General features: G+C 69.6%; 14 protein-coding genes. 7 read left to right on the forward strand and 7 right to left on the reverse strand.

The genetic code is table 11. The annotated features are described in order from the left end of the window. Positions 1-35 precede the first annotated feature (35 nt). The 3 genes from ACYVKL_RS32090 to xdhC are packed head-to-tail and all read left to right on the forward strand — an operon-like array spanning position 36 to position 4,781. Positions 36-1,469 carry a xanthine dehydrogenase small subunit gene (locus ACYVKL_RS32090; RefSeq protein ID WP_379167582.1) on the forward strand — a complete coding sequence of 478 codons (1,434 nt, stop codon included), beginning with the start codon at positions 36-38 and terminating at the stop codon, positions 1,467-1,469. Beyond that, positions 1,466-3,847, forward strand: a complete 2,382-nt coding sequence (xdhB, locus tag ACYVKL_RS32095) for a xanthine dehydrogenase molybdopterin binding subunit (RefSeq protein WP_379167579.1) — start codon at positions 1,466-1,468, stop codon at positions 3,845-3,847. The genes ACYVKL_RS32090 and xdhB overlap by 4 nt, the downstream gene beginning before the upstream one ends. Then, the gene (gene xdhC / locus ACYVKL_RS32100; RefSeq protein ID WP_379167577.1) at positions 3,840-4,781 is read left to right on the forward strand and encodes a xanthine dehydrogenase accessory protein XdhC; all 942 of its coding nucleotides are present in this window, start codon (positions 3,840-3,842) and stop codon (positions 4,779-4,781) included. Before xdhB ends, xdhC begins: the two co-directional genes overlap by 8 nt. 78 nt (positions 4,782-4,859) lie before the next feature. Here xdhC and ACYVKL_RS32105 read toward each other — a convergent pair whose 3' ends face one another. Next, on the reverse strand, positions 4,860-6,464 hold the full coding sequence (locus tag ACYVKL_RS32105) for an FAD-binding protein (protein WP_379167575.1): 1,605 nt from the start codon (positions 6,462-6,464) through the stop codon (positions 4,860-4,862). Positions 6,465-6,587: 123 nt separating this feature from the next. Here ACYVKL_RS32105 and ligD point away from each other — a divergent pair, with 123 nt between their 5' ends. Beyond that, positions 6,588-7,553: a non-homologous end-joining DNA ligase gene (ligD, locus tag ACYVKL_RS32110; RefSeq protein WP_379167573.1), complete on the forward strand. Its 966-nt coding sequence runs from the start codon at positions 6,588-6,590 to the stop codon at positions 7,551-7,553. Between the two features lie 86 nt (positions 7,554-7,639). Here ligD and ACYVKL_RS32115 read toward each other — a convergent pair whose 3' ends face one another. Beyond that, on the reverse strand, positions 7,640-8,509 hold the full coding sequence (locus ACYVKL_RS32115; protein WP_379167571.1) for an Ig-like domain-containing protein: 870 nt from the start codon (positions 8,507-8,509) through the stop codon (positions 7,640-7,642). Between the two features lie 139 nt (positions 8,510-8,648). Continuing rightward, positions 8,649-10,094, reverse strand: a complete 1,446-nt coding sequence (locus tag ACYVKL_RS32120; protein WP_379167569.1) for a lipase maturation factor family protein — start codon at positions 10,092-10,094, stop codon at positions 8,649-8,651. Positions 10,095-10,345: 251 nt separating this feature from the next. Here ACYVKL_RS32120 and ACYVKL_RS32125 point away from each other — a divergent pair, with 251 nt between their 5' ends. Continuing rightward, the gene (locus tag ACYVKL_RS32125) at positions 10,346-12,607 is read left to right on the forward strand and encodes a sensor histidine kinase (protein WP_379167567.1); all 2,262 of its coding nucleotides are present in this window, start codon (positions 10,346-10,348) and stop codon (positions 12,605-12,607) included. After that, positions 12,604-13,251 (forward strand): response regulator, encoded by a 648-nt coding sequence (locus ACYVKL_RS32130; RefSeq protein ID WP_379167565.1) that lies wholly within the window; start codon positions 12,604-12,606, stop codon positions 13,249-13,251. Before ACYVKL_RS32125 ends, ACYVKL_RS32130 begins: the two co-directional genes overlap by 4 nt. Here the strand turns inward: ACYVKL_RS32130 and ACYVKL_RS32135 are convergent, their stop codons facing one another. After that, positions 13,252-14,397 carry a TfoX/Sxy family DNA transformation protein gene (locus ACYVKL_RS32135; RefSeq protein WP_379167562.1) on the reverse strand — a complete coding sequence of 382 codons (1,146 nt, stop codon included), beginning with the start codon at positions 14,395-14,397 and terminating at the stop codon, positions 13,252-13,254. 49 nt (positions 14,398-14,446) lie between these two features. Beyond that, positions 14,447-15,925, reverse strand: coding sequence for a flavin-containing monooxygenase (locus ACYVKL_RS32140; RefSeq protein WP_379167560.1), 1,479 nt, complete (start codon positions 15,923-15,925; stop codon positions 14,447-14,449). Positions 15,926-16,150: 225 nt separating this feature from the next. Here ACYVKL_RS32140 and ACYVKL_RS32145 point away from each other — a divergent pair, with 225 nt between their 5' ends. After that, the gene (locus ACYVKL_RS32145; RefSeq protein ID WP_379167558.1) at positions 16,151-16,693 is read left to right on the forward strand and encodes an SMI1/KNR4 family protein; all 543 of its coding nucleotides are present in this window, start codon (positions 16,151-16,153) and stop codon (positions 16,691-16,693) included. A gap of 37 nt (positions 16,694-16,730) precedes the next feature. On the opposite strand, the gene ACYVKL_RS32150 is transcribed toward ACYVKL_RS32145, so the two are convergent. Next, positions 16,731-18,926 (reverse strand): phosphocholine-specific phospholipase C, encoded by a 2,196-nt coding sequence (locus ACYVKL_RS32150; RefSeq protein ID WP_379167943.1) that lies wholly within the window; start codon positions 18,924-18,926, stop codon positions 16,731-16,733. 329 nt (positions 18,927-19,255) lie between these two features. Next, positions 19,256-20,206 (reverse strand): LysR family transcriptional regulator, encoded by a 951-nt coding sequence (locus tag ACYVKL_RS32155; protein WP_379167556.1) that lies wholly within the window; start codon positions 20,204-20,206, stop codon positions 19,256-19,258. Between the last annotated feature and the right edge of the window lie 126 nt (positions 20,207-20,332).

A 20,332-nucleotide genomic window follows, 5' to 3' on the forward strand; every position in this document is an offset into this window, starting at 1 on the left:
CTGGACAGTGCACTCGACGACGAAAGCAGCCGGCAATGGCAATTTTCATGACGGTGAACGGGAAAGCGACGCCGATTTCTCCCACGGCGACGCACACCACCCTGCTGGATTTTCTCCGGGAACACGGACTCACCGGAGCCAAGGAAGGGTGCGCGGAAGGCGAATGCGGCGCGTGCTCGGTTCTGGTCGCGCGGCCCGGGACGGTCGAACCCACCGAATGGGTGGCGATCAACGCCTGCCTGACGCCCGCCCTCGCGCTCGACGGACAGGAAGTCGTCACCGCGGAGGGGCTGGGCACGGCCGCCGCCCCGCATCCGGTGCAGCGTGAGATGGCGGTGCGCGGGGGATCGCAGTGCGGTTATTGCACACCGGGATTCGTGTGCAGCATGGCGGCGGAGTACTACCGGCCGGATCGCCACGAGACCTGTGCGCACGGGGAAACCGGACCCAATGGCTTCGATCTGCACGCCCTGAGCGGGAACCTGTGCCGCTGCACCGGCTACCGGCCGATCCGCGACGCCGCCTTCGCGGTCGGCGAACCGGCGGCCGACGACGTGCTGGCCCGCCGGCTGGCCTCCGACGCGCCGGAACCGGCGGCGACCGACTTCAGTTCCGGCGGGCGGCGTTTCGTGCGACCCGCGACGCTGGCCGAGGCGCTGCGGCTGCTGCGCGACCACCCCGACGCCACGGTGCTCGCGGGCAGCACCGACCTGGGGGTCGAGGCGAACCTCCGGGGGCAGCGGGCCGAGTGCACCCTGGCCGTGGACCGGCTCCCAGAACTGCGCGAACTGACCATCGACGCGGACGGGATCGAACTCGGCGCGGCGTTGACCCTCACCGAGCTCGAGCGCCGGCTCGCCGGGCGGGTGCCGCTGCTGTCGGAGTTGTTCCCGCAGTTCGCATCCCGGCTCATTCGCAATGCCGCCACCCTCGGCGGCAATCTCGGCACCGGGTCACCCATCGGTGACGCGCCGCCGGTGCTGCTGGCGCTGGAGGCGTCGGTGGTGCTCGCCGCCGCCGACGGCGCGCGGGAGGTCGAGCTCGCCGACTACTTCACCGGTTACCGGAGTTCGGTGCGGCGGCCGGGGGAGCTCATCCGGTCCGTACGCATCCCGTTGCCGCTCGCGCCGGTCACCGCCTTCCACAAGATCGCCAAGCGGCGCTTCGACGATATCTCCAGTGTGGCAGTGGCTTTCGCTATCGAGATCGAGGGCGGGATGGTGCGCAAGGCGCGCATCGGAGTGGGCGGCGTGGCCGCCACCCCGGTTCGTGCCTATGCGACCGAGGCCGTCCTGGAGGAGCGGCCGTGGACCGAATCCACCGTGGCCGAAGCTGCGCGGGTGCTGTCGGGTGAGGGCACGCCGCTCGACGATCATCGCGCCAGCGCCCGATATCGCAGCGCCATGTTGGGGGAGAGCCTGCGGAAACTGTTCGCCGAGACCACCGAGACCGCGGGGGCGCCGAGATGAGCCACCTGTCGCAACGACCCGAACACGCCGTCGTCGGGCTCGCGCTGCCGCACGAGAGCGCCGCACTGCATGTCACCGGCACCGCGCTGTACACCGACGACCTGGTGTACCGCACCAAGGACGTGCTGCACGCCTACCCGGTGCAGGTACCGCACGCGCACGCCCGGATCACCGCCCTGCGAACCGAACCCGCGCTGCGGGTGCCCGGGGTGGTGCGGGTGCTGACCGCCGCGGACGTCTCCGGCATCAACGACGCGGGCGTCAAACACGACGAACCGCTGTTCCCCACGGAGGTCTGCTTCCACGGGCACGCCGTCTGCTGGGTGCTCGCCGAGTCGCTCGAGGCCGCCCGGCTGGGCGCGGCGGCGGTGGAAGTGGAGGTCGATCCGCTGCCGTCGATCATCACCCTCGAGGAGGCGATCGCGGCGGAGAGCTTCCAGGGCGCGCGGCCCGAAGTGCGGTGCGGTGACCTGGAATCCGGCTTCGCGGCCGCCGCCCACGTCTTCACCGGCGAGATCCAGTTCGCCGACCAGGAACACTTCTATCTCGAAACCCACGCGGCCCTGGCGCATGTCGACGAGGGCGGGCAGGTGTTCGTGCAATCGAGCACCCAGCATCCGTCCGAGACGCAGGAGATCGTGGCCCACGTGCTCGGGCTGCACAATCACGAGGTCACCGTGCAATGCCTGCGCATGGGAGGCGGTTTCGGCGGCAAGGAGATGCAGCCGCACGGCTTCGCGGCCATCGCGGCGCTCGGCGCGACCCTCACCGGGCGACCGGTTCGACTGCGGCTCAACCGGACTCAGGATCTGACCATGTCCGGCAAACGGCACGGCTTCCACGCGCGGTGGCGGGTCGGATTCGATGCCGACGGGCGGGTGCTGGCCCTCGACGCCACCCTGACCTCGGACGGCGGCTGGAGCCTGGACCTCTCCGAACCGGTGCTGGCCCGCGCGCTGTGCCACGTCGACAACCTGTACTGGATTCCCAACGCGCGCTTCAGAGGTCGCATCGCCAAGACCAACAAGCCGTCCAACACGGCCTTCCGCGGCTTCGGCGGGCCGCAGGGCATGCTGGTGATGGAGGACCTGCTCGGGCGGTGCGCGCCGCTGCTCGGGCTGGATCCGATGGAGTTGCGCCGCCGCAACTTCTACCGGGCCGGGCAGTCCACGCCCTACGGGCAGCCGGTACGGCACCCCGAGCGCATCACCGATACCTGGGATCAGGTCGTGGCGAACGGTGAGATCGCCAGGCGCACACGGGAGATCGCCGCGTTCAATGCCGAGCATCGGCACGTCAAACGCGGACTGGCGGTCACCGGCGTCAAGTTCGGCATCTCTTTCAACATGACGGCCTTCAACCAAGCCGGGGCGTTGGTGCTGATCTACAAGGACGGCTCGGTGCTCATCAACCACGGCGGCACCGAGATGGGGCAGGGACTGCACACCAAGATGCTGCAGGTGGCGGCTACCACGCTGGGCATCCCGCTGCACAAGGTGCGGCTGGCGCCCACCCGAACGGACAAGGTGCCCAACACCTCCGCGACCGCCGCCAGTTCCGGGGCCGACCTCAACGGCGCGGCCGTGAAGAACGCGTGCGAGCAGCTGCGCGAACGGCTGGCGCGGGTGGCGGCGACCCGGCTGGGGGTCGACGCCTCCGATATCCGCATCGCCGACGGTGTCGCCCGCGCCCTCGGGCCCGGCGACGCGGAGGTCGCCTGGGACGACCTGGTGCGCACGGCGTACCTGCAGCGAGTCCAGTTGTCGGCGGCCGGTTTCTACCGCACCGAAGGACTGCACTGGGACGCCAAGACCATGCACGGCTCACCGTTCAAGTACTTCGCGTACGGGTCCGCGGCCACCGAGGTGGAGGTGGACGGCTTCACCGGCGCCTACCGCGTCCGCCGCGTCGACATCGTCCACGACGTCGGCGACAGCCTGTCCCCGCTCATCGACATCGGCCAGATCGAAGGCGGATTCGTGCAGGGCGCGGGCTGGCTGACGCTCGAGGACATCCGCTGGGACACCGGCGACGGGCCCGGGCGCGGGCGGCTGCTGACCCAGGCCGCCAGCACCTACAAGCTGCCCAGCTTCTCGGAGATGCCCGAGGTCTTCAATGTCAGCCTGCTGTCGCACGCGCACGAGGACGGCGCGGTCTACGGCTCCAAGGCGGTGGGGGAGCCGCCGCTGATGCTGGCGTTCTCGGTGCGCGAGGCGCTGCGGCAGGCGGCCGCGGCCTTCGGGCCGGTCGGCGTGAGCGTGGATCTCGGCGCGCCCGCGACACCGGAAGCGGTGTACTGGGCGCTGGACGCGGCCCGTCGAGCCGGGGACGCGGCGGACGAGTTCGCCGCCGGGGAAAGCGTGCCCGCCGGTGCCTGATCTGACCTGGGTGACCGCGGTCGCGCGACTGCGCGAACGCCGGGAGCCCGGTGTCCTGGTCACGGTGGCGACCGTGCGCGGCCACGCGCCGCGCCGGGCGGGCGCGAAAATGGTGGTGGGGCAGTCGCGGACGTGGGGATCGATCGGCGGCGGCAATGTGGAGGCCGTCGCCGTCGAACGGGCCCGCGAGTGGATCGCGCGCCGGGCCACCGAACCCGAACTGATGGAGTTCGCCCTCAATGACAAGGTCGTCAATCAGCACGGCGTGCAATGCTGTGGCGGCACGGTGACCGTGCTGCTCGAACCGCTGGCGGTGCCGCCGGCCGTCGCGGTATTCGGTGTCGGCCATGTGGGTTTGGAGCTGGCGCGCATCCTCGCCCGCCACGATCTGGACCTGCATCTGATCGATACCCGACCGGAGATGCTGACCGCCGAGCGGCTCGCGCCCCTCGACGACGCAGTCGCCGTGATCCACACCCATCACGTCCCGCTGCTGCCCGAGCAGATCCTCGACCGGCTGCCGCCGGGCACCCACGTCCTGATCATGACCCACGATCACGCGGAGGACGCCGCGCTCTGCGACGCCGCGCTGCGCGCCGCGGACCTCGGCACCATCGGGCTGATCGGTTCCCCGGCCAAGTGGGCGCGTTTCACCAAGCGGCTCACCACCGAAGGCGGGCACGCGCCGGAAGCGTTGGCGCGCATCAAGACTCCGATCGGGCTGGCGGACATCACCGGTAAGGAGCCCGCGGTCATCGCGGTCAGCGTGGCGGCGGACCTGTTGCGCGCCTTCGAAACCGACTCGTCCACCGGCGGCCGGTCGGTCACCGGCGGGCGCGGATCTCCGGGACGCGGTCGGGCACCCGCGGCCGGGCCAGGCGGGTCGGCCGGGTCCGGCCGCGCAGCATCACCGATTCGCCCAGCCGCCAATTGACCTGCAATCGCGAACCCCAGGGGGGAGGGGCTCAGTGCCCCCGCTGGTGGCCGTCGGCAGACTCCGGCGGCCACGGAATCAGTGCGTGGCGGCGAGTTCCACGCTGTGGGTGCCGGCGCGGCGGCCCGAGAAGACGCAGTCGGCCAGGGACAGGCCGCTCACGTACGAGTTCGAGCAGACGCCCACGGCCGCCCGGCCCGCAGCGAACAGGCCGGGGATCGTTGAGCCGGACTCGGTGCGGACGGCACCGGTCTCCTCGTCCACCACCAGGCCGCCCAGGGTCAGCATCGGCATGGGGTAGGTGAGGCGCGCCTTGAACGAGATGTCCAGCAGCGTAAAGGGTCCCGTCTGCAGCGGGCGGCGGATGTCGTCGGGCTTGCCCATCGGGTCGGGCAGCTCCTGCTCGATGGCGCGATTGTGGGCGTCCACCGTCTTGCGCAGCGCCGTCGGTTCGATGCCCGCGCGGGTGGCGACCTGCTCCACGGTGCGGCCGGTCACGCTGCCGACCCGCAGCAGCCGCTCGGCCTGCATGCGCTGGAACCACACCGACTGCTCACCGAGCTGGCGGCGCGCCTCGGTCAGCAGCCGGTCGTCGGTCAGCAGCCACGCCTTGTTGCCGGGACTGGTCGCGATGGCCGCGCCCAGGGCCGCGCCGTAGCGGGATTCGTCGATCATCCGCTGCCCGTTGGCATCCACGGCGATGGAACCGAAGAAGGCGCTGGGCGGGGCGATGAAACGCCAGGTCGACAGCACGTCCATGCGGTCGGTGGCGGCGCCTTCGGCCTGCGCCATGGTGATGCCGCTGCCGTCGTCGCCCGCGGTACCCAGCGGCAGGCCCTGCGCCCACGGGTAGTCGGGGGCGTACCGGGCGACCATCTCGCCATTGGCGATGAAGCCGCCGGTGGTGAGGATGACGCCCTTGCGGGCCTCGATCCGCACCGGCACGCCGTGGCGGCGCTCGATCCGCGCCAGCAGCGCCTGCACGGCCCGGCGCAGACCCTGGTGGTACACACCGGGTTTCGCCGAGATCTTGGCCAGCGCCGCGAAGCGCCGCCGCACGGTCGCGGGCGCACCGGCGATCGTGGTGGCTTCGATGCCGACGACCCGGCCGTCCTCGACCACGAGACGTGTTGCCCTGGTACCGGTTCGGACCTCGACGCCATGCTTTGCGGCCGAGTCGGCGAGCGGCCCGAACAGCTTCTTGCCCGACACTCCGCGACCGTGCGCGCGATGCCCGCGCTGCCGCGGCGTCGCCAGATCCCGGAAGCCGCCGGAGTTTTCGCTGCCCGAGTAGTACAGGTAGTAGTCGTCGGTGGGGTAGGAGGTCTTGAACGGGCACAGCGACGCCTCGAACGGAACCCCGTGTCCGGTCAGCCAATCGATGAGCGCGGGCGATTCCTCGCAGAACTTCCGCAGCGTCTGTTCGCTCACCGTGTCGCCGACCTCGGCGCGCAGGTAGGCGAGCATGTTCTCGACGTCGTCGTCCACCCCGGCGGCCCGCTGCACCCAGGTGCCGCCGCCCGCGTAGACGATGCCGCCCGACAGCGCGGTCGCCCCGCCGCCCAGGTATCGGTCCAGCGCGAGCACCTCCGCCCCGGACTCCCGCGCGGCCAATGCCGCCGCGACACCCGCGCCGCCGTATCCGACGACCACCACATCTGCTGAAGAGTCCCAGGTCCGCACCGTTGCGACCACCTTCCGAGCGACGAATTACCCAGCGCCGTGAACTATAACTTGTTCTAGTTCGGTGGGTGGGCTGCGGCGAGCCGGTCGCGGTTGCCGGAATTGCCGGTTACCGTCGGACCGGTGGCCAGTAAGTCAGCCGCCCCGGCGATCGAGGTGCCGGTCGGCGAACACACGGTGCGCGTATCCAACCCGGATCGGGTCTACTTCCCCGACACCGGGGCGACCAAGCTCGATCTGGTCCGGTACTACCTGAGCGTCGGCGACGGCATCGTCAACGCCCTCCGTGACCGCCCCTGCATGCTGCACCGCTTCCCCAAGGGCCTGCCCGGCGGCAAAGTCCACCAGAAGCGCCTTCCCGCAGGCGCTCCCGACTGGATCCCGACCGTCCAGCTCTACTTCCCCCGCTACGGCCGCACCGCCGACGAACTCTGCGTGGACAAACTGGCCGACGTGATCTGGGCGGTCCAGATGTCGACCGTCGAGTTCCATCCCTGGAACTCGCGTCGTTTCGACACCGAACTGCCCGACGAATGGCGCATCGACCTCGACCCCATGCCCGACTGTCCGTGGTCGCGCGTGCAGCGGGTAGCCGGCGTCGTTCAGGAGGTGCTCGCCGACCTGGGCGCGGTGGGCTGGCCGAAGACGTCCGGCGGCAAGGGATTACACGTCTACGTACGGATCGCACCGAACCACGGCTTCCAGGACGTCCGCCGCGCGGCCCTGGCCTTCGCCCGCGAGGTGGAGCGCCGAGCCCCCGCCGACGTCACCACCGCCTGGTGGCGCAAGGACCGCGACCCGGCCCAACTCTTCGTCGACTACAACCAGAACGCCCGAGACCACACCATCGCCGCGGCCTACTCCGTCCGTGGTGTCCCCGAAGCAACGGTCTCGACCCCGGTGCGCTGGAACGAAATCCCCGAAATCCACCCCGGTGACTTCACCATGAAGACCGTCCCCACCCGCTACGCCGACCTCGGCGACCTGCACGCGGGCATCGACGAAGCAGTCTTCGACCTCGAGCCCCTCCTGGAATGGGCCGACCGCGACAAGATCGACGTGGACCTCGACACGGAAACCGGCGACTAGCGCTCGAAACCCCGTGTACGACAACAGCGGCCGGGGGCTGAGAGTGCCCCCGGCCGCTGCCGGTCAGAACGTGCCCGCTGGGGCGATCAGAACCCGAAGGAGCCGGTGCTCGGCTTGGGGGTCGGGGTGGGGGTGGGGGTCGGGTTGTCGGCCACGGTGACCACCTGGGTGGTGGCGGAGGCGGCCACGCCGGTGCGGCCGGAGAAGGCGGCGCCGATGGTGTACGAGCCCGCGGCGCCCGGGGTCCACACGATGGTGGCCTTGCCGTTCGCGTTGACCGGGATGTCGCCGAGGACCTGGTCGCCGGCCTTGAACTGGATGGTGCCGCCCGCGGCGGCCGGGGTCACGGTCGCCTCCAGGGTGACGGGGGTGCCGATCTTGGCGCCGCTCACGTTGGTGAGGACCGTGGTGGACAGGGCATCACTGGAGACCGTGATGCTCGGGCCCTTGTTGGCGTAGTTGCCGTCGCCGAGGGAGCCGCTGTAGTCCATGGAGGTGGTCAGCGGGGTGTCGCGGGCGCAGTTGACGCCCACGGTGTACTGCACCTCGAAGGTCTGGGACTTCGGGTTGATGTTCGGGTACACCGGGTACTTGGTGATGCCGAACGACGCGCGCACCCAGTCCGGGGACGTGGTGGAGTCGATCGAGACCTGGTCGCCGCCCATCTTCGCGGAGCCCGCGACCGGGGTCAGGCAGGCGGGGTGGTAGTCCTTGACCGCGTAGATGTATTCGACCGGGATGCCGGTGCGCTCGAACATCGTCGTCACGGTCACGACGTCGCCGACCTTCGGATTGGTGTTCGACACCGTCCGGGTGAACTTGCTGTTCCCGTCGTTCCAGGTGATCGAACCCGGTGCGGCCGAAGCCATGCCGGGCATCGCCGCGACCGCGAAACCGGCCGCCACCGCGAACGCGGCAACCGTGCCGGCCGCCCGCCGCATACTACTGTCCACCATGCGTTTCTCCCACGTGATCGGGTGTCCCTCGACATCGTCATCGAGGCGCTGACGCACCCGAGTTGGCGCGATTAGATCACGCTGGAACGCCCGCCGGACGGGATTCCGAAATGAATGCAGGTCAGATCAGCAAACCCAATTACCGACCGACCAGTCTTGAACGGCCCGCGAAAACCGGCCGCGTGTAGACACCCACCACGCTGCGGACCCACCACGCCCGGGTGTCGATCAACTCCCGCACGGTCGTGAACCGGTACTCGTAGAGCAGCGCGCGCACGAAACGGGGCGGACTCTCGGGGAAAGGGTTGCGGCGCAACAGGCGCACGGTCGCGGGGTCGTTGCGGAGCAGCCGCTGCAGGAACGCCTCGAACCAGGGACGGGCGTAGGAAGGCGAATGCGCCGCGAACCAGAGCAGCCAGTCCAGGCGCAGGTGGTAAGGGGCAAATTGGCGCGGCAGCCGGTGCGGGTCGCCGGGCTGGCCCTTGAATTCGTATTCGCGCCAGTGGGTGTGGTCGGTGAGGACGGATTCGTCGGTGCCCTCGATCACCACCTCGTAGCGGATCCGATCCACTACACCGAAGGCGCCGAAGGCATTGACGAGGTGGAAGGGGTTGTAGGACTCGTTCATCCGCTGATGGCTCGACAGCATGTTGCGGACCGGCAGGTAGCTGAGCGCCAGGGTGGCACCCGTGAAAGCGACCACCAGGATCGTGAACCAGAGCGGCGAAGTCGCCATATCGGGTGTCGACGGGACCGGAAATACGTGTGCGGCAGCCGAGCTCGGTATCGCCGACCAGGCCAGGATGATGACCAGCCAGTTCAGCCACGCGAAGTTGCCGGACAGCACCAGCCACAGCTGGGTGACGATGATGATCGTGGCGGCGATGGCCGCCACCGGCTGGGGCAGGAAAAGACCGAACGGAACCACCAACTGCACCACGTGATTGGCGGCCACTTCGACGCGGTGTAAGGGTTTCGGCAGGCGGTGGAAGAACCAGCTCAGCGGTCCCGGCATCGGCTGGGTCTCGTGATGGAAGTACAGGCAGGTCAGGTCGCGCCAGCAGTGGTCGCCGCGGAGCTTGATCAGTCCGGCGCCGAATTCCACCCGGAACACCAGCCAGCGGGCCAGCCACAACACCAGCACCGGCGGGGCGACCCGGTCATTGCCCAGGAAGATCACCAGGAATCCGGCCTCCAGCAGCAGCGACTCCCAGCCGAACGAATACCAGACCTGGCCCACGTTGACGATCGACAAGTAGAGCACCCACACCGCCAGCCAGATCCCCATGACGGCCCACAACGGCAGCAGCTCCCCGGCCCCGCCCGCCAGCGCGGCCGACACCGCCGCGCCGCCCCACGCGACGGCGGCGAAGAAGCGGTCGGAGTAGTGGAAGTGGAAGATGCTGGGGGACACCCGGAACGGCCGCCGCGCCACCCAGCGCGGCACCGGCAGCATCCCGTGCTCGCCGATCAGCGCCCGGAACTGCCGGGCGGCCGAGACGAACGCGATCAGATAGACGACGGCCACCCCGCGCACCAGGACCTGCCGCGCGAACCAGTATTCCGGTGCGATGAACCACGTCATCCCGCGCCTCCTGCGCCGGGCAGTGTCACCCCAACTCGTCTACCTGCTCCTACTTCGAAGACTACGCGGCCGTTGACTCCCCGCCCGCCAACGGCCGCAGCGCGGCAGAGGCGCGGGCCGGACCCGCGGACCCTGCCGCACTGTCGAGGATTCCGTAGTCGGACGGGTCTGTCTGTCGGGTGTTCGACGGACACCAGAGGTGGGGGCGGGGATGGGAGGCTGGGTCGAATCCGGTTCGGTACCGTGACCGGGTGCTGCGCGAAGCCGACCCGACACACGCCGCGGTCGCGCAGGAGGCGACGTGGCTGGCCATCCGATTCCGGCACGCCGCCTGCCTGCTGCTCACGGTGGTGCATCTGATCGGCGGGGCGGCCGAACCGGGCGCGGGGCGCGCGGTCACCGTGCTGCTGGCGGTGTGGTCCGTGGGCCGGCTGTGGGGGCGCCGGCTGGGGCCCGGGTGGACCGCGGCCGACGTCGCGGTGGTGGCCATCTATCTCTCGGTGACGACCAGTGTGGCCGCTGCCGGGATCGGGACCGGAGACCTCATCGATGTGAAAGTCGTGGCGGCAACGGTGATCTCGGTCGGAATCGCGGAGCGGGTGCGGGTGTCGGCGGCGGTGACCGCATTGGTCCTGCTGCTGCTCTACTACGCCAATCGCGCGACGCCGGGACTCACGCCCTGGAACTTCCTGGCGGACCTGTCCGTCGCCTACCTGCTGGTGGAGTGGCTGCTGGCGGTCGGCGTCCGCCGGGTCGTGCTGGGCGCGGCCGGCGTGCACGACCAGACCGTGACCGCCGCCGCCGACGCCCGGATCGCGAGCGAGGTCGCGGCCGCGCGCCGCCGCTACGAGCATGAGCAGTGGGCCGTCATGCACGACACCGCCGCCGCCACCCTGCTGATGGTCGGGCAGGGCGCGGCCGGGGATCGGGACCGCATCGCCCGGCAGGCCGCCCGTGACCTGGCCGTCCTCGACTCGGGTATTCCGCTGCCCGGCGACCAGGCCCGAGCCGACCTGTCGGAACTGTTGCGGGAGTTGGGCACCGACAGTTCGACCCCGCTCACGCTGCGGACGCCCGGCCCGCTGCCGCTGCGCGGCACCCTCGCCTGGACGGTGACGGCCGCCGCGCGGGAGGCGCTGACCAATGTCGATCGGCACGCCCGCGCCGCGACCGTCGTGGTCGACGCCGGGCCGGGGACAGTGGTGATCACCGATGACGGCGTCGGTTTCGACGGCACGCCCGGCACGGACCGGTACGGCATCCGGCACTCGATCATCGAGCGGATGCGGGCGGTGGGCGGCGACGCCGAGGTCACCAGTAGCCCGGGCGGTGGCACGCGGGTGCGGCTGAGCTGGCCGATCGCCGAACCCGTCGCCGCCGAGGATCACTCGTTCGACGCCCCGGCCGCGGCCGCCGGAATCGACCGGCTGGGGCGCAGTTTCGGGTACGGCATGGTCGGCGTCGCCGTCGCCGACACCCTGTTGCAGTCGACGCTCACCGACGCGGCGGCCACCCCGACGGCGGCGGTCGACGCGCTGCTGGTCGCGGTGAACGTGGGATGCGCGCTGGCGGCGCTGATCCCGCGGCGGCGGCAGTCCGTCACGCTCGCGCTCATGGGTCTCGCGATCGGGGCCTCGCTGACGTTGATCGCGCTGCTGCCCGCGGATGCCGTACTGGCCGGGGCGAACTGGTCCATCGGCGCGTCCGGGTGGGCGGTGGTGGCGCTCGGTTTCCGGCTGCCGCCGCGCCTGTCGCTGTCGGCGCTGAGCGCCTGGTGGATTCTGGTGTGCGTACTGGTGTTGATCCGCGCGCCGAGCGCGGACAATCTGCGGGTGCTCGGCCTGCACACGGCGGCGATCTTCTTCCTGCAGTTCTTCACCGCCCGGTTCGCCGCGACGCTGGACCGGGTGGCGCGGGACGCGGCCGCCCTGCACCGGGAACGGCTGCGGCATCGCACCGCCGACGCGGTCGGGCACATGACCGAACAGGAATGCCTGCGCCGGTACCGGGAACTGCTGACCGAATTCACGCCGCTGCTGCGCGGATTGGCCGACGGCACCCTCGATCCCGGCGATCCGGCCGTGCAGACGGCGGCCCGCACCGAATACGCCCGGCTGCGCCGGCTGTTCACCCAGCAGGACGGCATCGGCGATCCGCTGCTGGCCGACCTGCGCGCGGGTATCGACGCCGCGGAGCGGCGCGGGGTCGCGGTCACCGTCGAAGCCGACGCCGGCGCGATTCCGGCGCACGGCCGCGACCTCCCGGACGCGGTGCGCGGGCACCTGGTCGCCGCGACCCGGATCATGCTGGATGCCAGCCGTTCCCGGGCCCGCGTGGTCGTGACCACCGACGCGTCCGGCTGCACGGTCAGCGCGCTCGGCGACTGCCCCGCCGATACGCTGGACCACCTGTCCGCGCCGCCGGACGCGATCGTGCACACCGAAGTCGTCACCGCGGGTGAATTGCTCTGGGCGAGAATGCATCATCGCTTCGAGATGGAGAACGCCCGATGATCCGCATCGCCATAGTCGACGACCATCCGCTCATCCGGGACGGCGTCCGCGGCTGGTGCGCCGCCGCCCAGCCCCGGCTCGAGGTGACCGCCGACCACCCCGATCCCGCCGACTTCCTCGCCGCCACCGGCCCCGACCGCGGCGACCTCGACGCCATCGTGCTGGACCTCCAATTCGACCAGCGCGCACCGGATCTGACCGCCCTGGGCACCATCTGCGCCCGCGGCCACCGCGTGGTCGTCTACTCCCAGTTCACCGAACCCCGCCTGGTCCGGGACTGCCTCGACCTGGGCGCGGTCACCTACCTGTCGAAAACCGAAGGCCGCGAACACCTCATCGCCGCCTTGCACGCCGCCGCCGAGGTCCGCCCCTACCTGAGCCCCACCATGGCGCGAGCCATGAGCGCCGACGGCGACGACCGCCCCCGCCTGTCCCAACGCGAGCGCGAAGTCCTGCTCGCCTGGTTCCAAACCGAATCCAAAGCCCTGGTGGCCCAACAGCTCTACATCACCCCGGGCACGGTCAACACCCACCTGGAACGCATCCGCGCCAAGTACGCCGCCGTGGGCCGCTCCGCTCCGACGAAAGCGGCGTTGGTCGCCCGCGCCATCCGTGATGGCCTGATCACGACCGATGAACTCTGACTACGGCGTCCTGCCGCGGCCGCTGCGGTGCGGGGCGGGGTTGATGGGGGCCCGGTAGCGGCGGCGCCGGGGTCTGGCCGGTTCGGGCGCGGTTTCCGTGCCGAGTTCGGCGAGCAGGGCGCCGCGGCGCTCCGCTGTGACATTGCGACGGTCGCGGTAGGTCAACGCACCCTCCATCGCCCACAGCATTTCGAGGTCGAGGCCTTTCACCCCGGCGGCGCGCATCCGTCGATAGGCCTCGACGGATCCGATCGCCGCGAGATCGTCCAGATCGGCCACGCCCGCATGGGTCAGCATGACGGCGGCGGCGCGGCCGAGCCGGTAGCCGCTGTCGTTCCACTCGCGGATCCTCAGATGAGCGTCGCCCCTGATGATTTCGGCTTCGTTCCAGATAGCCGGCCGCAGCGCCTCGGGTTCGTCCGGTGCGTCGGGGCGGGACAGCACACGAGTCCGGGCGCGGCCGGCCACGCTCACCATCGAGCGGAATCCGCGGAAGACCTGAATCTCGCCCTCATACGTTCGATCGAAAGGGCCGAGGTAGGTGTAGTCGGTGCCGAACGCGCCCTGCGTGTTCAGTCTCATCGCCTGTAGTGCCCAGGCGCGGGATTCGTCGGGACCGGACGGAGTGAGCACGACGAAGCCGTGACTGTGGCCGACCCGTCCGTTGTGTTCCCGTCGCCGATAGCGGCCCCACCACTCGTCCAGCGCCCCGGGTTCGACGGTCCGGTCCAGACCGAAGGTGTGCCACCGCACGGTCCCCTCCGGCTTCGCCAACGGCAACCGCCGCTTCAACTCTCCGGCAACGCGTTCGTCGAACGGCGTGCACCAGCCGGGAACCAGCACGATGGGGTCCGGCGACTCGGCCTCGAACGGTGTCGGGGTCAGGAACGCCCGGTCGATGAGCACGACCGTCCCGGGCCGAGCCTGATACGACAACCCCCACAACAGCCGTGCCAGCAGCCGAGCCCCATGATCGTCCGACAGCACGTGCCACGTGTCATGGAACCGATTGGTGCTGAACCGGACATCGGTCCCGGGCCGCAACGTGATCACCGTATGGACACGCCCCGCCGCCCGCACCACATGCCGGTGCAGTTTGAGTCCATCGGTGACGGATCTGGCGGTAGCCGTGCGCTGCTGCTTCATCGCCTTCCATGACGCCACACCGCCGGATCCGGATCAACCGGTTTTCGGGCTAGTGGGCGGTGCCGCTCGCGCATGATCGGAAATCGAAGTCGCCGGGGTCCGGTTCCGCGAGCATGGATTCCATCGTGGCGCGATCGAAGGGCAGCAGGTCGATGCTGCCGCCCTCGGTGAAATACCAGGAGTTGCAGCCGGTGTTCCAGACCGTCGGACCCATGGCCGCCGCGACCTCGGATTCGAAGCGGTCCGTCGCCTCCTCGGTGACCTCGACCGTGTCGAATTCGCCCGCGCTCCACCGCTGGATCCAGCGCGTGATGTAGCGCGCGGTCACCTCGGCGGCATGGTGCAGCGGGATCGAGCCGGTGGGGGAGTGCGGGCCCAGGACGGTGAACAGGTTGGGGAAACCGGGAATCGCGGTCATCCGGTACGCGCGCGGGCCCTTGGCCCAGGCGTCGTCGATCGAGATGCCGTCGCGGCCCACCAGATTCATCGGGCGCATGTAGTCGTGGGCGCGGAAGCCGGTGGCCAGCACGATCGTGTCGACCTCGTGGTGGCGGCCGTCGGCGGTGCGGATGCCGGTCGGCGTCACCGCCTCGATGGCCGTGGTGACCAGCTCGGCATTACGGGCGCGCAGGGCCCGGTAGTAGGTGCCCGAGAGCACCTGGCGCTTGCACAGCGGCTCGTAATCGGGCGTGAGCTGTTCGCGCAGGCCGGGTTCGAGGACCTGGGTGCGCAGGCTCAGCCTCGCGTACTCCTGCACGGCGCGCCGCCGCCAGCTCGGCCGGGTGACCACGTCGGTGAACAGCCGGGCCCCGGTCATGCCCGCCTGGTACAGCGCGCGATTGACCTTGGGCAGCCGATTCAGCACCGCGCCGACGAAGGCGGGCTGCGGCAGCCACATCGGCGCCCAGATCACCCATTGCGGGCTGCGCACGAAGTGCGTGATGCGCTCGGCTTGCGGTTGCAGCGCCGAGACCACCTGGACGCCGGTCGATCCCGTGCCGAGGACCGCGATCTTCTTCCCGGCCGTCTCGAGGCCGTCGTCCCAGCGCGCGGTGTGCACGATGTCGCCGGTGAATTCCGACAGGCCCGGGATCTCGGGCACCGCGGGGTGGTGCAGTACGCCGGTCGCGGCGATGACGAAGTCGGCGGTGTAGCTGTTCCCGTCGCCGGTCTCGAGCTGCCATTGCGACCCGGTGAAGGTGGCCGCGACCACCTCGGCGTTCACCCGCAGGTGCGACCGCAGTCCGTGCTGTTCGGCCACGTCGGCGAGGTAGCCCTGGATCTCCGGCCCGGGCGCGAAGATGTGCGACCAGTCCGGCTTCGGTGCGAACCCGAACTGGTACAGCTGCGAGGGCACGTCGCAGGTCAGTCCCGGGTAGCGGTTCCAATGCCACACCCCGCCCACGTCGGATCCCTTCTCCAGGATCACGAAGTCGTGGAAACCGTTGCGCTGCAAGGTGATCGCGCTGGCGATTCCGGACACGCCTGCCCCGATGATCACGATCCGAGGCTGCCGCAACGTGCCCATCCCAACCTCCTTGTTGGTTACCCGAACAGATTTCAAATACTGACGGTATTTGGAACCTCCAGGTATGTCAATCGGCCCGCGCAGATACGACGAGGGAGGCGTCGGATGCTCTACCGTGTCCAGAGCGTTCACCACGGCCGGAATGGGAAATATCCATCGTCTATTCACGCTCCGGTTCCCAAGACACCTTCTTGTTCCTGAGCGATCCGCCGGCGGAGGAGAACAATGACGAATTGGAACGACCTGGTAGGCCAGCTGGCCACCCTGCAGCGTGAGGTCGCGGACCGGCTCGACGAACCGGAGTTATCGGCCGCCCCCAATTCGCCCGCCAGCGAGCACGACATCGCGGCGGCCGAGCGGCGGCTGGGGGTGTCCTTCGACGCGGTGTACCGCGACTTCCTGCGGGTCTGCGACGGCTGGTCGCGATTCGGGACGGTCCATCTGTTCGGAGCCCGTGAACTGGGCATCGGCGAGACCTGGCGCCGGGGCTCGGCGTTCGCCGAGGTCTACTTCGCGACCGCGGCCTCCGGCTCGCTCATCGTGCCCAAGGGGTACCGGCGGGTCCTGGTCGGGAAAACCGCCGCGCCGCAGCGCTTCATCACGATGCTGTTCCCGACCCGGCCGCCGCGCGGCGCGAACGCCTGCTGGGACTGCATGTCCGGCACCGACCTCTGCTATCCCGGCTTCGACATCTGGGCCGAGGAAGAGGCGGCCGCGATCTCCTTCGCGCTGCACGAGGAGATCGCGGACCGCCGTCTGGTGCACTGACGCCGGACCGCCGGATCCGTATCCGGCGCTTTTCGGGCTATTGGGCGGTGCTGCTCGCGCTTCCGTTCTCCAGGTGGCCGGCGAAGTGCCTGCGCCAGTTGGTGTTTCCGGAGACGGCGAGGGTGAGGTCGTACCAGCCGTCGTCGAGGGGGGCGGTGAAATCGTGGGTGGCGCCGGCGTCCACGGTGGCGCGGGAGCCGCCGGACACCTCGACGGTGACCGCGGAGGAGCCGGAATTGCGGACGGTGACAACGAAAGTGGGGGTGCTCGCGGAGCCGCCGATGGCCGCGGTGGCGGTGAGGGCGGCGGTGTCGGCGGTGCCCGCGGCTTCGGCGAGGAAGCCGTTGGGGGCGTGCACGGCGAAGTCGTAGGAGCCGCTGATCTGGAAGCGTTCCTCGGCGGTCACGCCGGGAGGAACCACCGTCTGGCGGATCGAATTGACGTGGTAGGCGAAGGTTTGGAAGGGCATGGGGACCGAGCCCTGGTTGCCGTAGTGGATGGTGGCGGTGGCGCCGGAGATCTCGGTCCAGGCGACGGGCTGGTAGGGGAGGGGACGGGCCTTGGCGCGGCCGGGTTCCTGGGTGGGCATCTGCTGGCCGGCGGGGTTGGGCGGGAGCGGCTTGGGGAGGTTCTTCTGGCCCGCGGCCCGGGCGCGCTCGGCATTGGCGTCGGGGAGCGTCGGGATGCTGGTGTCGCGGCGGGAGAAGTCGAAGCAGCTGGTGAGGTCACCGCAGACGGACCGGCGCCACGGCGAGATGTTGGGTTCGGCGACGCCGGTCCAGGCCTCCAGGAAACGCAGCACCGACGTGTGGTCGAAGACTTGGGAATTCACGTACCCGCCGCGGCTCCACGGCGAGATCACCATCATCGGGACGCGGGGGCCGAGGCCGATCGGGGAGTTGCCGCTCAACGCCGAGGCCGAACCGGTGATCAGGTTGGCGATGCTGCCCGAGCCCGAACCGGAGCCCAGGCCGAGGGTGGCCGAGCCCGAATTCAGGTCGCCGCCGACGCTCGCCAGTGACGGCAGCATCTCGTCGAGGGTGCCGGGCGGGGCGGTCGGGGGCACCACGTGGTCGAAGAAGCCGTCGTTCTCGTCGTAATTGACCAGCAGGACAGTCGATTCCCACAGTTTCGGGTTGTTCCACAGCGCCGTCAGGACGCGCTGGATGTAGGCGGCGCCGTCGGCGGGGCGGTAGGCGGGGTGCTCGGAGTAGCCGGCCGGGGCGACCACCCACGACACCTGCGGCAGGGTGCCCGCGGCGCAATCGGAAATGAATTGCTGCAGAACGTAATCGACATTGGAGCCGTCGACTCCGGACGGCGGGGGCGTCATGCCGCCGGTTGTCACATTGGCACGGTCGGCCAGCTGACGGACGGCGGGATCGGAGGACTTCGCGGCATTGTGGTAGTTCTGGAACAGCCACAGCGGGTTGTCGCCGAAGTCGGCGAGGAACGGCCCGCCGTTGTGCGAGTCGGCGTACACCTGCCACGAAATCCCGGCCTGCTGAAGACGTTCCGGGTAGGTCGTCCAGTTGTAGACGGGGCGGTAGTCCGGGGGATTGGAGACGGCGGGGCCGCCCGCGCGCCCGGCCGGGTCGATGGTGCCGGTCCAGTGGTACAGCCGGTTCGGGGTGGTGGGTCCCTGGATGGAACAGAAGTAGTGGTCGCAGATGGTGAACGCGGCCGCGAGCGCGCGGTGGAACGGGATGTCGGTCTCGGTGAAGTAGCCCATGGTCATCTTGGACTTGGACGCGATCCACGAGTGGTAGGCCCCGTCGGCCCACGCCATGTGGGTGGTGTTCCAATCGTGCGCCAGATCGCCCAGGTCCTGACCGTCGACGCGGGTGGTGTCCACGTGCCAGGGCAGCAGGAATCCGGTGCTGCTGAACGCATCCGGCTGATGGAAGGCGTCCCGCTCGCCGCCGCCCCCGGACCCGCTGCCCGATCCGCTGCCGCTGCCACTGGCAGATCCGCTGGCACTGCCGGTGCCCGCCGATCCGCTGCCCAGATCGGTGCCCAGCCCGCCGGCGAGCGCCATGTCCATGGTGGCCTGCAGGACCGGGTTGTAGCCGCCCGCGGGTAGTCGCACGGCGCGTTTGTCGCCGAAGCCCCGTACGCCGCTCATGGTTCCGAAGTAGTGATCGAACGAGCGGTTCTCCTGCATCAGGATCACCACATGCTGGACCTGATCGAGGGAACCGGAGCGGCCCGGTTCCGCCAGCGCCTCGGCCATGCCTTCGGGGAGTCCGGCCACTCCCGCCGCGCCGGCCGCGAGCATTCCGCCCAGCATCGTCCGCCGATTCGCGGTTCCGAACCCACGACCCATCAGGCAACTCCATTCAGCTTGTCGTTCACACATTTTCGATCCACACCCCACCGAGGTGTCGCGCACGGCACAGCGGCGCGCCAGACGCTACCGCCTGATTTGCCGATTCGCATCGTTGGTGATTGGTGTGCGGTGGACATTAATTCGCGCGCCGATTGACAACACCTGCTTGCGAATCGGAAAGAAATTCTGATTTCTGTTCTACCGCGGAAACCGCTATTGTCCGCGGCCGCCGATTACAGCTGCAGCAGCATCGTACGGTCGGCGAATTCCGGCTCCTGCAAAGGCTGGACCAGGTCCGGTCGGGTGTCCCTGATCTGCGTGGCCAGATCGACGAACGAACGCACCAGCGCGCTCTCGCGGGTATCGCGCCAACCGACCGCGACCTCGTTCGGCGCGGCGTCGGCGATCGGCACCAGCCGAATCCCCGGGAACGGCAGCCAGCGCGCAGCCGCCACGGTGACCACGATGCCCAGGCCCAGCGGCACCTTGTACTGGCTCTCCAGCGCCGATGCGGTGCGGTGGACGATCGGTGCGCGGCGGCCGCCGCGATAGGCGTCCAACTCCCAGAAGGCATTCCACTCCGGGTCCGCGGCGGCCGCGCCGATGATCGGCTCGTCGACCAGCTCCCGGACCGACACCTCGGTGCGATCGGCGAGCCGGTGGTTTTCGGGGAGCATGACCATCAGCGGCTCGCTGAACAGCGTCTCGCAGCGGATTCCGGTGCGGTCGAAGGGGCGTCGGACGAACGCCACGTCCACCGCGTCATCGCGCAGCCCGGCGCTCGGGTCGTCGTAACTGAACTGGCGCTGCTGCACCGTGACTCGCGGATGGCGCTGCTGGAAGGCGGCGAGAATCGGGTCGGTGAGTGTCAGCGCCGCACCTTCGAGCGTGCCGAGGACCAGGCGGTCGCATTCCCCGCGCTGAATGCCGCGGGCCCTTTCGACCGCGGCGTCCACGCTGTCGAGCGCGCGCTCGATATCGGCCAGGAATGCCGAACCGGCCACGGTCAGTTCGATTCTGCGTGTCGTCCGCGCGAACAGCACCAGATCCAGCGTGCGCTCCAGCTGTTTGATCTGCATGCTCAAACACTGCTGCGAAATGCCGAGCCGGCGCGCCGCTCGAGTGAAACTCAACTCTTCGGCGATCGTGATGAAGTAACGCAGTTGGCGTGTGTGCACCTCCATGGCCCGATCCTAACCACAAACCACCGCTTCACATTCACAGATTGTTCTTGTCAATAGGCTCGATATCAGGGATTCAGTCGGCAGCCATTGCGGGCTAACATTTTTCGGTGCGAGGCACGGAATTGG

Source organism: Nocardia tengchongensis (assembly GCF_054781395.1).

Coding starts and splice junctions, on each gene's coding strand:
- ACYVKL_RS32090 (WP_379167582.1), top strand. CDS start 36: ATGGCAATTTTCATGACGGTGAACGGGAAAGCGACGCCGATTTCTCCC.
- xdhB (WP_379167579.1), top strand. CDS start 1,466: ATGAGCCACCTGTCGCAACGACCCGAACACGCCGTCGTCGGGCTCGCG.
- ACYVKL_RS32115 (WP_379167571.1), bottom strand. CDS start 8,509: ATGGTGGACAGTAGTATGCGGCGGGCGGCCGGCACGGTTGCCGCGTTC.
- ACYVKL_RS32120 (WP_379167569.1), bottom strand. CDS start 10,094: ATGACGTGGTTCATCGCACCGGAATACTGGTTCGCGCGGCAGGTCCTG.
- ACYVKL_RS32130 (WP_379167565.1), top strand. CDS start 12,604: ATGATCCGCATCGCCATAGTCGACGACCATCCGCTCATCCGGGACGGC.
- ACYVKL_RS32135 (WP_379167562.1), bottom strand. CDS start 14,397: ATGAAGCAGCAGCGCACGGCTACCGCCAGATCCGTCACCGATGGACTC.
- ACYVKL_RS32140 (WP_379167560.1), bottom strand. CDS start 15,925: ATGGGCACGTTGCGGCAGCCTCGGATCGTGATCATCGGGGCAGGCGTG.
- ACYVKL_RS32145 (WP_379167558.1), top strand. CDS start 16,151: ATGACGAATTGGAACGACCTGGTAGGCCAGCTGGCCACCCTGCAGCGT.
- ACYVKL_RS32150 (WP_379167943.1), bottom strand. CDS start 18,926: ATGGCCGAGGCGCTGGCGGAACCGGGCCGCTCCGGTTCCCTCGATCAG.
- ACYVKL_RS32155 (WP_379167556.1), bottom strand. CDS start 20,206: ATGGAGGTGCACACACGCCAACTGCGTTACTTCATCACGATCGCCGAA.